This is a genomic window from Streptomyces sp. CA-135486, from assembly GCF_050936555.1.
GTDB lineage: Bacteria > Actinomycetota > Actinomycetes > Streptomycetales > Streptomycetaceae > Streptomyces.
In genome coordinates this window covers 1171462-1186171 of sequence record NZ_JBNJMM010000001.1, presented here as the reverse complement: position 1 = coordinate 1186171, position 14710 = coordinate 1171462, and the positions used below count along the sequence as shown (strand labels likewise).

General features: G+C 65.9%; 4 protein-coding genes. 1 reads left to right on the top strand and 3 read right to left on the bottom strand.

The genetic code is table 11. The features are described 5' to 3' along the window. Nucleotides 1–3: 3 nt before the first annotated feature. The 3 genes from ACQEVG_RS05340 to ACQEVG_RS05330 form a co-directional block, all read right to left on the bottom strand. Nucleotides 4–7017 (bottom strand): polymorphic toxin-type HINT domain-containing protein, encoded by a 7014-nt coding sequence (locus ACQEVG_RS05340; protein WP_432977780.1) that lies wholly within the window; start codon nucleotides 7015–7017, stop codon nucleotides 4–6. 122 nt (nucleotides 7018–7139) lie between these two features. Further along, nucleotides 7140–10772: a LamG domain-containing protein gene (locus tag ACQEVG_RS05335; RefSeq protein WP_432977777.1), complete on the bottom strand. Its 3633-nt coding sequence runs from the start codon at nucleotides 10770–10772 to the stop codon at nucleotides 7140–7142. Between the two features lie 395 nt (nucleotides 10773–11167). After that, the gene (locus tag ACQEVG_RS05330; RefSeq protein ID WP_432977774.1) at nucleotides 11168–13054 is read right to left on the bottom strand and encodes a LamG domain-containing protein; all 1887 of its coding nucleotides are present in this window, start codon (nucleotides 13052–13054) and stop codon (nucleotides 11168–11170) included. Nucleotides 13055–13439: 385 nt separating this feature from the next. On the opposite strand from ACQEVG_RS05330, the gene ACQEVG_RS05325 reads away from it, so the two are divergent. After that, a complete protein-coding gene (locus ACQEVG_RS05325) occupies nucleotides 13440–14642 on the top strand; it encodes an ROK family transcriptional regulator (protein WP_432977771.1) in 1203 nt (400 codons plus the stop codon). The last annotated feature ends 68 nt before the right edge of the window (nucleotides 14643–14710 follow it).

The following is a 14710-nucleotide window of genomic DNA, read 5'->3' as shown; positions in this document are numbered from 1 at the left end:
CTCCTACCTCGGGTAGGCCGTCGAGACATAATATCCACCCGGATGGCCAGGGGCTCGCTGCAGAACCATCGTGTACGCGTTCCCCGTCGGGACGATTGAACCACCGGCGTCTGCCCTTACCCCAATCGGGTTATTCGCGCCAAATCTTCCCTTGATTTCCAGTGGCCCTACCCCTCCACCTCGAAGCCAGTTACTGATGCGCTTCTGGCTTGACGCAATGCCATAGTCGACAACCTGCTGGGCCGTCTGGAGATCAGTGAAGCGAGACTTCACTCCCGAGGATTGCGCCATTTGAACAAGCCGCTGGTCACTTATATTCACATGCTCGTCGAGTACATGCGCAGCCGAGAATCGAGCGTCATCCGCAACCAGGTTGTTGCAATTATGAACCAGGACAGGAGTGACGCCTGCCAGCACATAGTACGTGTGCAGGTCGTCGACGTTCAGGTTGTATGTCCTCGCGCGCTTGCTGAAGGGGTGGTTCGCCGTGATCGTGACAGTATCGCCGTCGTTAGTAAGGAGCGTCATCCCAGGTTCTAGCTGGCGAGCCTCAACCCAGCGATGCTCAGACGGCGACCAGAACGGATGCTCGTACGTTGCAGTGAGCCCCTCCATTCCACCCTTCGTCGCTATGGAGAGCCTATTGAAGTGCTTGTCGTCCTCGGTGACGATAAGACTGACAACCTCCCGCGGGCCCGTCTCTCCTGTCTCCGGATCGGTAGCCTGAACCATGTCGCCGAGTTCAACGTCTTCGATATCCCTCGCCGATCCATCCGCCATGAGCACTTCAGTTCCAGCCAGGAAACATTGAGTGCAAATAGCGGGCGCCTTACTCCCCGCGGCCCCCTTATCCGAGCCCTTCGCGGCATCTTCGGCGAGATCAACAATTCCCTCCGCCGTTTTCGCCGCAAATTTCATCTTTGCGGCAAATGCTAGGTCTATGCCGAATTGCAGGCACGCATCGGCACTCCCCCCCTTACAGGCTTCATAGGAATCCAGCCCAAAGAATTCCTTCCCCCTGGCCATCAGCCAATCATGACCATCCGGCACCGGATCGCCGTGATAGACGTATATGTCGTCTATGGCAGTGCCGTATCCTGTTCCGCCAGCCGTACTGCAGCCGACGAATCCACACCGATAGTCAGCCGCAGCGGTGCCAATGTCCGTGGAGGCTGTTCCGCCACCGCCGCCGGTTCCGCCACCGCCTCCACCCGTGCCACGTGGGCTTCCGTCGTTGTTCTTTCCGCCGTCGGGGTCCCCTTGAGTTCCGCCGTCTGGACGTGTCCATCCCGCGCCATCGTTGCAACTGTCGCACCACAGGCCTGTGGCATCGCTGGATGTGACGGGGGTGTTGTTTGCGTAGCTGTAGCCGTTGAGGGATTGGTGCTGGTCGAGGGCGAGGATGGGGTCAACGCTGATGAATTGACCGATTCCAGGGTCGTATTCGCGGGCGCCGACGTGGGTGAGGCCGGTGGTGGCGTCGGCCGGCTTACCCAGAAATGCCTTGTCGTCGGGCCACGCCGTGGGCTTCGTGCCGCGCGGGGTGCCGAACGGCGTCGTGTAGCGCTTCGTAAACGCCAGCGTGGTCGCATCCACCGCGAGGCTGGAGGTGCCGTGGTGGTCGCCAGCAAGGAAGCTGAGCTTGGTGCCCGTGGTTCCCACCGTGGCGGTGCGGACCGCGACGGTCTGGCCGGCCGCCGCGTAGTAGCGGGTACCGGACAGGGTCTTCGTCGCACCCTTGGTGGTGAGGCGGACTTCGTTGCCGCCGACGTAGAGGACCGTGTCGCCGTCGCCAGTCGTGTTGCGCCGAATCAGGAGCTCGCCGTTGGCGTCGTAGAGGTAGCTCGTGCCTGTGGCGGGCTTGTTGCCGGCGGCCGGTTCGGTCGTGCCGACGAGCTTGCCTTCGGTGTTCCAGGTCAGGGTCTGCTGCGCCTGGGTGCCGGGCCGGCTGGTGGTATTCCCCACCTCGTCGTACGCGTAGTCGTTGGTCTTGGTGCCGACGACTGTCTTGACCAATGGGTGGGGCTGTTTGCGGGCAGTGCCGTGAGTGTACGCCGTCGTGACATCGCCCGAACCCGTGTGCTGGGTCTCGGATTTCCGCTGGCCCGCGTCGTTGTAGGTGTAGCTCGACCAGTACGAGGCGGCGCCGTCGAGGTTCGCCGTCATGCGGCCGCTCGCAGCGCAGTCCGCGGTCTTCGGCGTCCATGCCTCGCTCAGACGGCGATGGCCGTCGTAGGCGAAGCACTGGTAGTCGGCCTTGGACGTACCGCCCTGAGTAGCCGTGTCAAGGATCGACGTGACATTCCCTGCGTCGTCCTGTTTGAAGGCGAGTTCCTGCAGAGGATTGGGATTGCCGGATGCACTGGCGACAGACGTCTTCAGGCGGCGCGTGCCCTCTTCGTAGCCGAAGTCGAGAGTCAATTTCTTCGCCGCTGTCGGGTCGGCGGCGAGGAGGAGTTCATCGACGTCGCCGTACGGCGTGTACTTGGCACTCTGGAGATAGCCGGAGGTTCCGCTTGAGGACTTCTGGAGGCCCACTCCCGCGAAGTCATACGTGTTCAAGACGTTCTCGGCAGCGAGGCCGGCAACAGCCGGATGGCTGACTTGCTTGATGCTGCCGTTGAGGTGGTACTGAGCCGAGAACGAAAGGGTCTGGGGAACTCCGGCCTCGACGAGGGGTTCCTTGTCAGGCAGGATCAACTGACTTCCGGCGACCCGGTAGAGCTCGTCGTACTTGGTGACCTTGCTGGTGTAGGCCCTGCTGTTGGTCTGATTGACGCCGTTCTCATAGCGGACGCCGGTGTCCTGCTGGCCCTTGCGGAGCGTGTCAAAGGTCCAGGCGGCCAGTTTGGTGGCGTCAGTCTTTGTGCCGTCCCACAATCCCGTCTTGCGACCGAGGCTGTCGTACTCAGAAACCAGGGTCTTGCTGCGCGCGTCGGTGGTGCTGACGGCTTGGTCGAGTTCGTTGTACTTGGTGGTGCCGGTGCCCTTGTCAGGGTCGGTGGCACTGGTCTGACGGCCGAACAAGTCGTACGTGTAAGACCACACGGCTTGATCGGGGCCGGTGACGGTGGCCTGTTTCCCGGCCGGGGTGTAGGTGTACGAGGTCTCCGTGAAGTCGGTGCCGGTCGGCTTCGGTCCACCGTATTCGCGACGCTTCACCGTCTGCCCGAAAGCGTCGGTTTCCGCTGCCGTGGCCTGACCACCGTTCGGAGCACTGGTGGAAACCGTGTCGCCGGTGTACGTGGTGTCGATGGTCCAGAGGGTGACATTTCTGGCTTTGGTGACCGCCGTCACTGCGCGGCCTGCCCCGTCATACGTGGTGTCGGTCTGCAGCGGAGGCTGCCCACCGTCGGTCTGCATGATCGTGCTGGACGGCTTCTTGTCCGACGCCCAGATGTCCGCCTGCGTCGATGCCGCGAGGCCCCGCTCGTCGTACAGGGTCTGTGCGACCGTCATGCCGAGCAACGGTGAAGGGCTCTGGACTTGGCGTGGTCGCAGCAGCGTGTCGTAGATCGCGTAGACGGTGTCGTATCCGGAACCGTCGCCCTTGAGGGTGGCGGTGGACACCCACGGCAGATCGGTTGCCGAGATGCCGTACTTGTAAACGTAATTGGGGCTGTTGTTCAACAGCCGGGGGCTGTCCGCAAGCCACACCTGAGTGACGCGGCCCAGAGCGTCATATTCCGACTCGGTGATCTTGCCGTTGGCGTCGGTGACCTTCCTGACAGCTCCCGTGGCGAAGTCGACAAGCGTGGTGGTCTTGTGGCCCTTGGCGTTGGCGGCCGTTGTGGTGGTCAAAGGACCAGCGGCCGCCGGAGTGTAGGTGCTGGTGGTGACGGTGGTGTCGTTGGTGTCCTTGACCGTCAGCGGGCGGCCGAGCGTGTCGTAAGTGATGGTGCCCGTCTTCTGCCAGATGGGCTGCCCAAGGGCGTAGCCACTGACACGTCCCGTCCAGCGCGCCTCGCCCAGATTCGGTTCCTGCGAGGCCGACCACGTGGTGGAGTCGTACGCGGTGGCGGTGTCGGAGATGACGGGGCCGGGGTTGGCGGAGTCGGTGGGCAACTTCAGCAAGGCGTCGGGGACGCAGATTCCCGCGGTGGTGCGCACTCGCGCGACCAGGGAGTTGATGCCGACATTGTTATTGCGCGCGAACCAGGTAACGGTGCACTTCTCGTCGTCGGCAACGTCGTCCGCGCCCTTGTCCTCGACCTGGTAGGCCATGCCGTATGCGTCGTACAGCATCTCCGTCGTACGGACCCGGTCCTTCGGGGTGCCGCTGCTGGTGATGTTGGTGCGAGCGTGGGAGGCACCGGTACGGACGAAATGGGCCTCGGTGTCGGCGTATGACTTGTGCTGCGTTGCGGTGCGCTTCGACCACGGGTCGTTGACCGTGCCGGAGACTTCTTGGGCTCCGTTGTAAGTCACCGATTCGCGTGTGAAGCCGGCGTACTGCTCGCTGTCAGTGAGTTCTGGAGCCTTTACACCGGTAACCGTGACGGATTTTCGTTGATCAGCGTCGAGTTTGCCGTCCGCGCCCAGGACCCGGTCGCCATTCATACCGCGCAGGTACACGCTGACCGTCTTGGACTGAGTCTTGCCAGAGGCACCGGTGACGTGCGTGACCTTCTCGAAGCCGCGCCAGATCGACCAGGTCCGTTCCTTCTCCTTGGTCAGTGGATCGTCGTTGTAGTGCCAGGCACCACCACCCGAGTACGTGTAGTTGTGCTGGACCGCCTGGGAGCCGCCGCGCGGGTCGTTCGTGACAATCGCTGCGACGGGATACTTCTGGAACCAGTCCAGGGTGGGTTCCTTGGCACCGTTCGGAGACCAGTAGACCGGGTAGCAGCGGCGCGTGTTGGTGTCGACCTTCGGCTTGGCCTGACCGGCGAGACAGTCGGCCTGCATGTAGGTGACCATGGTCTGAGCGCCCGTCTCGGACGTGATCGTGTACAGGCGCGGCTTGTTGAGGGGAAGGATGTTGTCGCTGTTCCCGTCGACCCGGTTCGCGCGGAACTCGTGTCCGAACTTCACCGGCGGCAAGGAGATGGCCGTACCGCGCTCGCCGGTGTGGCGGATCTCCGACAGCCACAGTGACTGGTCGGTGGAGTCACCCGTGTCGCCCGGATCCAGATAGGTCTGCTTCAGCGCCCAAGAGTCCACCGGAACGTAGGCAGGGGTGGCAGCGGCAGCGTCCCAGGCCTGGGTGGTGATGCCCGTCATGCGCTTGCGGGTGTAGAAGGCGGGACTTACATTGCCAGTGCACTTCAGGTCGGCCTTGCACTCTACGTCGAAGGGCACGTCCGGCCAGTTGTCCCGAGTGCCTTCGGTCAGCGAGTCACAGCCCGGGGACGGTTTGTCGCAGCGCTCGGCGTAGTCGAAGAGCACTCGGTTGGACCCGGCCGGGGAGGCGAAGAGAGTGTCCTTGCGCTGCCCGTAGCGGATCTCTTTGAGGATGCCGCCGCGCACATACGGGGTTCCGACCGTGTCGTCCCCGAGCATGTCGTAGTTGTTGGTCTCTGCCGCGTACCAGTACGACGAGGCGTTGCCGTGGGTGTCCTCGATGTAGTCGAGGTTCCACCGCCAGGCCTGCTTCTCCGCCCGGCCGGCGAAGTTACTGCTCTGGCTGTAGCCGGGCTCGCCGGCGTCGTCGCCGAAGACCGGCACCGTCCACACCGACTGGGTGGCCTGGGTCGTCGAACCCGGCAGCTTGTTCAACCCGAAGTGAAACTTGGTGCCCTCACCGGTGATGACGGTCCAGTACTCCTTGTTGTCGTCGCCGTTGTCGGCGCCGTCGGCGTCGGCGTGATGAATGACGGTGGAGGCGTCGTCGTCCTTCAATCTCCACTGGCCGCTGGTGTCGTCCTTGACCAGCTCGGTGGCCTTGCCATTCAGGACCAGGGAGGCGTTCTCGTACTTCCAGCACAGGTCGAACTTGTCCGCCTGCTCGTCGTCGTCACACGAGCCGTACTTGCGCTCGACGTAGGACGAGGTGATGTCGAAGCCCTCGCCGATGACCGTCCCCTGGTTGTTCGTCGACGCGGTGCGGCCATCGACGCTCCCCGAGTCGTACGAGATCTTGAGATCCGGGGCAGGGCCCGCCGCGGCCGGAGGCGTACGCAGCGGATACGACCAGGTGAACGTGCCGGACGAACCGCCGGCCTCCCACGTCGATGAAGCCGCAAGCGGGGTGGCCTTGTAGTCACCACCGCCCGACTCGGTACCTGCCGCCAGCGCCAGCACCATCGTCTGACCCGATGCGGAATCCTTGGCCTGGGTCGAGGGAGGCGAGGCAAAGGCCAACTGGGCGTCGATACGGTTCTTCTTGCGGTGGTTGGTGAATTCCAGCGGCGTGCGGGACCGGCACTTCGATGCATCCGGCGTCTTGAGCGCACACTCCGGAAGACGCTGTACCTGCAGACGACCGGCCCAGTCGCCACCGTAGGCCGAGGCAAACGCGGCGTAATCAATGCCCAGTTGGGCAGATCCACCGGCCGCTGGTCCGGTGACGGACAGGACGATGCCTTTGACCCCGAGCTTGGCCGCCTGCTTCTGATCCAGGACTGTGGCCTTGACCGTGTCGGCGGCCTTGACCGCCTTGGCACCCCTGCCGACCCTGACAGGCTCAAGGGTGAGCGGCAGACCACCGGGGGTGGCCTTGGCCGTACCGGGCTTGGCCCCATTGAGGGTCACGGCACCGGCCGTGGGCCACGACACCGTGCGGCCCTGTTCCCGCTTGGCTCGGGCAGCATCCGCACGGCCCGCCTCAGCGGTCTTCCTCATGACCGCCGCCGTCTTCTCATCCACCTTCGGGATGAACGGCGACACCTTGTCCGGACGGTGTTCCGCAGGCTTCGGTCGGCCCTCCCTGACTGCGGATTCCGTGGCGGAGGCCACCGGCGTGACCAAGCCCGGGAGCAACACGAAGCCGACGACCGCGGCGACTCTCCGGATCCAGGGTCCTCTGGCCCGTCGAACACGTCTGCCGTCGTGGTGTGCCGATGCGAACTGCTTCATTCCCGCCCCTACTGTGGGCCGGCCTCAGGCCTGCCCGTCCACCGTCCCGGCCCGTCATGGCCGGGACGCCCCGGTTGATCTCAGTGGTGGTCTTTCGGTCCGGCGCGCTGCGCTCCGAGTCGCTAGACAGGGCTGTCCGAGTTCACCACTTGCTCTCCGACCTGGTCCGCGCTCATGGCACCTGTCCAGATACGCAGTAGCTGCAGCTTGCCGGGCAGGTAGTGACCTGTGCTTCCGCCGCCGCTGCCCCGGCCCATCGTCAACTCGCCGCTGCCCTGCTGCGAGGCCGTCAAGCCAGGATTGGTCCGGACGTCCTTGTCCTCGGAGCCGACGAAGAGGTGCAGTTTGCCCGTGCCTGAAGCAGTCTTGTCGGGGTCGTCCGCGTCGGCCCACTGCCATTCCTCATGGGCATCGAATACGCCGGTGACGTCCACCCAGTCGGCTGTCTCTGACACGTCGGCGAATTCCGTTCTGGGAGTCGCCTCAGCGGTCTGCGTGGCCTTTCCGTCTGTGCCGATGACGGTGCGGGTGAAGCGCCATTGGTACGCATCAGCCTTTATCTTCACCAGCCACAGCGCCCAAGAGGACTCGCCGGACGTTGCGCCGGCGCGCTGTCCGGCCACTTGTGCCTGGTAGCCATCGGGTTTCGTGGCCAGTTCGGCAGGGTTCAGCTTGACTCGAGCCGAGACCGTGAACGAGCCGCTCTCGTCAACCACCGGGCCGTTGGTGGAGGCGGAACCCGCCTTGCCGTCCAGGACAAGCGCGTTGTCGTCCCCGCCCAGTACCGCTCCGGCGGACAGCTTCATTGCAGTCCGCTTGTACTCCGACTTGTCTGTCACCTCAGCGCCGGTGGCAGTTACCGCGTCCCAGCGCGCCACCAGTTCGGTCTCTGCCCCGCCGGCCTTGAGCAGCCGGGCTTCCTGAAGCAGTGCGTGCTCGTTGAGGGCGTAGCGCCACACGGCCACTTCATCTACGTAGCCGTGGAAGTACTGCTGGAAAGTACCGGCGGCCTTGGTGCGCCCGAATTGCAGGCTATAGGTGGATGTCCACGGCTCGTACTCCGGAGCCTTCTCGGACAACTTCACCGGAGCGGTGCCCTGCGGGATGCCGTTGACGAACAACTGAATCGTGTCGTCCGCCTTGTCTGTGTTCCCCCTGGTGTTGAACACCCCTGCCAGATGCGTCCACACTCCCGCGGGGGGATTCACCGTGTCGCCCTCGGAGATGACATCGGGGGTGGTGCTCTTGTCCTGGGCACCGCGGTTGAACGCCCACCGCTTCCTGCCGGACGAGTAGTACAGCGTGAACGCCGTGTCCTGATCACCGGGAGCAGAGAGCACCACTTGATTGGCACTCGTGTCCGTCAGATATGCCCACGCGGAGACAGTGAACGAGTCCCGGGTGTTCACCACGTGCTCGGTGGTGGCGGCGTATCCCTGCTGTTGTGCGGGGTCCTCACTATTCAGTCCCAGCGAGAAGTCGCCCGCGCCGCGCCGGGCCCGTTTGTCCCACAAAGCCCCGCCCGTATAGAGCGTTGCGTCATGTCGAGTAGCTCCAACTTCCGCGGAGTCTGGGCTGGTCCGATCCGTTCCCGCACCGTCGTCGAACCTCCAACGCCCGATCGGGCCTTCAGCCTCAGCCACATTGATCTTGTAGATTGCCGGATCACCCCAGCGGTCGCGGATATCTGTGGCCCGAACCTCCAAAATCTGGATGCCGGCGTCAGGAGGTGTTGCGAGCACCGACTTCGCCTGGGAGGGGAGAACCTTCGTCGCCGCCTTCTCCCCGTGCCACCGCCACAGGTACGCCTTGATGTCCGAATCGGCAGCATTCGGCGCGAAGGAGAATGTGGCCGTGACGCCAGGCCCGCCCCGTTCCTCGCACTGCCCGCCGGTCACGCATTCCTTGTACGGGCTTCCACCCGTGATCACAGGGGCCTTCGGAAGCGTGGTGTCGACCTTGAAGTAGCACCAGTCCGTGGGAGCCGAGTCCATGTGCTGGGTCACGCCCTCGTGCGTCCAGAAGGACTGGGTGACCGCTCGGACCCGGTAGAGCGTGCCCTCTTGCCGTTGGGTCATCTGCTTGCTGAGCAAGGTGCCGTCGGGGCTGTACGCCGGTGCCTCAGGCATGGTCTCGGGGCCCCAGGTGTTGAGCCAGGTGGAGCCGTCGGACCTGTGCGCCTGGAACACCACGCGCAGCGCGCCCTTGAACCCGTTTGACGCGGGCTGCACAAGCGCCTGCGCCCCCGCTACCACAGTAGGGGTCAAAACAGTGACGGCCTCCGGATAGCGGTAGTCCCGAGCGCACTCGGACACGGTGCCAGTGCCCGGGATAACACCGACGGGTACCGGAGTCCCCGGCTTGGGCACATAGTTGATTGTCAGCGCGGCGTTGTCGTCGAACCGCTTCCACGCATCGGGGTCGCCCTCGTCCTTCGCGCGCAGCATCAACGTCAGCCGCGAGAACTTCCCGTCGGCGAACGACCGCACCGTGGAGGTCAGATTCTCGTCACCCTCAGCGGGGTTGTCGTGGAACTCGACCCAGCTGTCGGGCTGTTCGGGTGAGCAGTTTGTGCCCCGTCCCGCGGACACATTTCGGTCGCCCATCAAGTCCAGCTGCCCAGGGCCCGGCCACCTGGTGCCCTCCGAGATGTTGTTGGTGCGCCACAGGTCCACCTCGTGGGGCGTGCAGGAGAACGACCAGGTCTCGTGCGCGCGGAAGACCGCGTCCACCACGTACTTGCCCGCCAGATTCGTGGGTGCGAACTCGAAGTACATGCGGTTGGTGTAGTCCCTGCCGCAGTACCAGGGGCCAAGATGGCTGCAGTTGCCGACCCCGTAGTCGCCGTCGAAGTTCCAGAACCGGTCGCCGTCCGAGGAGAGTACGGTGCGTTCCTGCAGGGCCGCCCCCATCGGGGGGTCGATGAAGACGGGGTAGACCGTCTTCTCGCCCCGCAGCAGGTCCAGGTCCGGCCTGACCGCCACCGCGTTGCCGTCCACCTGCACTGGCAGCTCCGCGCTGGCGTCGCCCGCGCCCGGACGGTTCGGGTCCTCCTTCGACGGTTCCGGCTTCTCGGCCCCGTCCGTTGCACGTACCAGCTGCGGCGCGGCCCCAGCGTCGCCGGCCGAGTCCCACATCACCCCGGCCGGACCCGTGAAGGCCGCATTGCCGTCAGCATCGATCGCGCGCAAGCCGCCGCCTGCCCCCGGCGCGACATCCAGGCCATCCCCCTTGACGGTCAACTTGATCCGCTCGAGCTCGGGGTTGGCGGCTGCCTCCGCGGACTTGACCACCAGCACCTCGCGATAGCCCTCGGCGGTCGCCGTCAGCTTCAGGTCAACCCCCTTGAAGACCTCCGGGTAGATGGCGGTGGCTCCCGAGAGCTGCGGCTCCGGCAACGCCCCCGGCCAGCCGAGCGACAGCGAGCCTCGCTTGCCGCCAAGGGTGATCACGGGCTTGGCGCTGCCTCCGCCGGAGAACGCGAGGTCGACCACCGCGGACTTCGGGCCGACCGTTCCGTCCGACCGGCGCTCCAGGGTGACGTCGATACCCCGCCAGGAGCCGTCCTTGGCCCGGGCCCGCTGAGGCCGGGTCGACTGGGTCAGCGTGAAGGTACCGTCCGGGTTGGCCATGGTGGTTGCGTACTCGGTGCGCTCCTCGACCACCTCGACCGGCTGCCCTGAGGCCGCGGCACGCGCCGACGCGGACTGGTCAGCCGACTGCTCTGCCTCCGGGGCCGCGCTCGGCGCCTTCAAGGCTGGCGCCCCGAACGCCAGGGCAGGCGTAAAACCGGCCACCAACGCGGCGCCCACCAATGCCCCCACAGCACGAGAAACGCGTCGTCTACCCGCAGGCATGACTGACCCCCCTTTAAGGGCCTCCCCAGACCCTTCACAGAACGGACGACTATGTGAAGTCCGTGGGGGAACCCTAGGCACGCTTCGCACGTCTGATCGATGACGTACGGATGTAAAAAGCTGCAATCGCAGGAGCCTGCCCCTCTACAGACCGTCCCAGACCGGCAGGAATCCAAGCAAGATCCCCGCGTCGACCAGGGGTGCACCGATCTCGTCGCCGGGGAGCCGTCGATACAGCGCCGCAAAACGCGAATGGGCCCCTGCCAGGCGGCAGGGGCCCATTCATGTCCGCGTCAGCTGACCACGGCCGATTCCAATGCGTGCAGAAGACCATCTGCCGACATCGCACCGCTCCAGATGCGCAGCCGGTCCAGGTTGCCAGGGAGATAGTGGTCCATGGTGCCGCCGTCGGCGCCGCGCCCCAAAGCCAGTTCTCCCGCGCCCTGGGCCTGAGACGTGAGCCCGGCGTGGGGTTTCTCGATCTGCGGGACTGTTCCGATGTAGAGCCTGAGCTTGCCGGATGTATCCGGCTCACCGGGCGTGGTCGCAGTCGCGTCGTACACACCTGAGACATCGATCGGGGTGTCGAACTCAGACGGTTCCATGCCGGAGTCCGCCCGGAGTACGACCCGCTCGGTCACCTTGCCCGCCGCGTCCACAGCGGTCCGCTCGAAGCTCCATACGGTGACATCCTCACCGTCGCCATCGGGATCGATCTTGTTCAGCACCAGCGCCCATGACGACTCGTCCGCAAGCTTCTGACCGGCCACGATCGCGCGGTACCCGGACGGCTTGGCAGCCCACTTGGCACTGTCCACCCGTACCCGGGCCGAGACCGTGAACGAGCCGGTCTCGTCCACCGCCGGACCGGGAGCCGCGGCATACCCCTGAACTCCGTCCAGGACCAGCTGACTCCGCCCGGACTCGTCCGCCCGAAGCTGCGCCCCCTCGGCCGACAGGCTCAGGCCGGGCTTGGCGTAGCCGCTCGCGTCCTTGATCTCACTGCCGGCGGAAAGCCCCGCGTTCCAGTCGGCCACCAGCGCGGTGGCGGGCCCTCCGTCAGACGTGAGCTCCGACACCTGCTGTACGTCCACCGGCCTGAGCGCCCGCTGCCAGACCTGCGCCTCGTCGAGATAGCCATGGAAATACTGCCGGTAGGCGCCGGCGTCCTTGGTCCGGCCGATCTGAAGCCCCTTCGAAGACGTCCAGGGTTCGTACGCCGGGGCCACGGCGGACAGATTCACCGGCCGGCCCTGGGGCCGGCCGTTGACGAAGAGCTGGATGGTGTCGTTCATCCTGTCCGTGTCGCGCTTGGTGTCGAAGACCCCGGCCAGATGCGTCCACACGCGGGCCGGAGGATTCGCCGCATCGCCGTACGAGACAACATCCGTCGTGCCGATCTCGTCCTTGGCGCCGCGGCCGAAGGCCCACTTCTTCTGCTTGGCGGAGTAGTACAAGGCGAACGCCGCGTCCCTCCTCCCCGGTGCCGAGAGCACAACCTGATCCGACTGCGTACCGGCGAGATACGCCCAGGCCGAGACAGTGAACGAATCCTTGGTGTCGGCCACCGGTCCGCTCGTGGCCCCGTACGCCTTTCGCTTGGCCGGGTCGGCGCTGTTCAGGTCGAGCGAGAAGTCGCCGACCCCGCGCCTGCCCAGCTCCGACCAGCCCGCACCGCCCTTGAGGGTCGCATCGTGGCGCTCCGTTCCCTCGGTGGCGGTGTCCTTCGTGGTGTGCACTCCCGGGTCCGTCGGACGGTCGGCGAACTGCCAGTGCCCCACCGCACCCGACGCAGGCTGCACGCGGAAAGTGAAGTAGGTGGGAGCGCCCCACCGTTCGCCCCGGTCCTTGGCCTCCACTTCCAGAGTCTGAGTGCCGGCGTCGGACGGCACCACGGCATGTGACACTTCGGCGCCGCTGATCACCGTGGCTCCGAACTCGCTCTGCAGCCTCACTCGGTAGGCCGTGACGTCCGTCTTGCCCGTCGCCGGATCGACGTCAGCCTCGTTCGGCCGGAACGTGAACATCCCCGCCAGCCCGGGCTCGCCCCGCCCAACGCAGTCGTTCGCCGAGCACTCCGTGTACGGCCCGTCGCTCGTGATCCGCGGCGCCAGCGGCACCGGATCGTCCACCCCAAAAGCTGGCGTCGTGAGCACCCCCGCCATCAGCGCCGTACCCACCAGCCCGCCCCATGCGCGAGAGCCTCTCCGTCTGTGCAAAGACATGACTGATCCCCCTCCGAGGGCCTCCCCAGGCCCTTCCTGCGCACATTAGACACACGACGGCACCGCGATCGATCAAATATCAGGAGCCTGCCCCCACCACAGACCGGCCCAGACCAGCAGGAATCCCGCCAGAAGCCCCCGCGGCGATCCCGCGCCCCCGCACCCAGGCTGCCCTCGTCACCCCTGCCCACAGGTAACACTTTGACTGCCTAAAAAGCCCTGACCATTGACGTCCGCCCGACATGCGGCTTACCTTCCTCCCACCGAATAGGAAACTTTCCTAACAGTCCAGCAAAGGACCAGGTGGGAAACAGGCAGCCGAAGGGCAGGTGCATCCGTCGTGGCCGGAACCACTCCCGGTACACCGCGCGTACTGCGCGCCATGAACGACCGGGCCGCGCTCGATCTGCTGCTGGAGCACGGGCCGCTGTCACGCACCAAGATAGGGAAACTGACCGGTCTGTCCAAGCCCACCGCTTCCCAGCTGCTCGCCCGGCTGGAATCCGCGGGGCTCGTCGTCGCCACCGGGACCACCGAGGGGCGGCCCGGGCCCAACGCCCAGTTGTACGCCGTCAACGCTCGCGCCGCCTTCGCCGCCGGGCTCGATGTCACGCCGCATCGCATCCGCGCCGCCGTCGCCGACATCACCGGAGCCACCGTCGGCGAGTTCGAGCTGCCGACCCCGGGCCGGCGCGCCGAGAGTGTCGTGCGGCAGGTCACCGAGGCGCTCGACGGGGCGGTGAAGGCCGCCGGGGTCACCCGCTCCGATGTGCACCGGCTCGTCATCGGCACGCCCGGCGCGTTCGACCCGTCCACCGGGCGGCTGCGGTACGCGTCGCATCTCCCCGGCTGGCACTCCCCCACCCTCCTCGACGAGCTGGCCGCCGTGCTGCCGATGCCCGTCGAGTACGAGAACGACGTCAACCTGGTCGCCGTCGCCGAGCAGCGTCTCGGCGCCGCGCACGGCCATGAGAACTTCGTGCTGCTGTGGAACGAGGAGGGCCTCGGCGCCGCGGTCGTCATCGGCGGCCGGCTGCACCGCGGTTTCACCGGCGGCGCCGGTGAGGTCGGCTTCCTGCCGGTGCCCGGCACCCCGCTCGTGCGCCAGGTGACCAAGGCGAACAGCGGCGGCTTCCAGGAGCTGGCCGGCGCCCAGGCGCTGCCCCGGCTGGCGCGCGAGCTGGGCATTGGCGGCGTCGCCCACGGGCCGCACGCCGAGGTCGCCACCGAGCTGGTCGCCCGGGCCGCCGAGGCCGACTCGGGGGCGTACCGCCAGCTGCTCGACGCGTACGCGACCGGGCTTGCCACCGGTCTCGCCTCCATGGTCGCCGTACTCGACCCCGAACTCGTCGTCCTGTCCGGCGAAGTGATCGCCGCCGGCGGGGAGCCACTGCGCGAGCGCGTGCTCGCGGAGCTCACCGAACTGGCCGCCCCACGGCCCCGTCTCGTACTCGGTTCCGTACGGGAACACCCTGTCCTGCGAGGGGCGCTCGAGAGCGCCCTTGCCACCACGCGGGACGAAGTCTTCGACACCTCTCGCTGAACACGTCTCACCGAACACGTCTCACCGAACACCTCTCACTGAAAGCACCTTCCCGCCCTTTCCTCTTG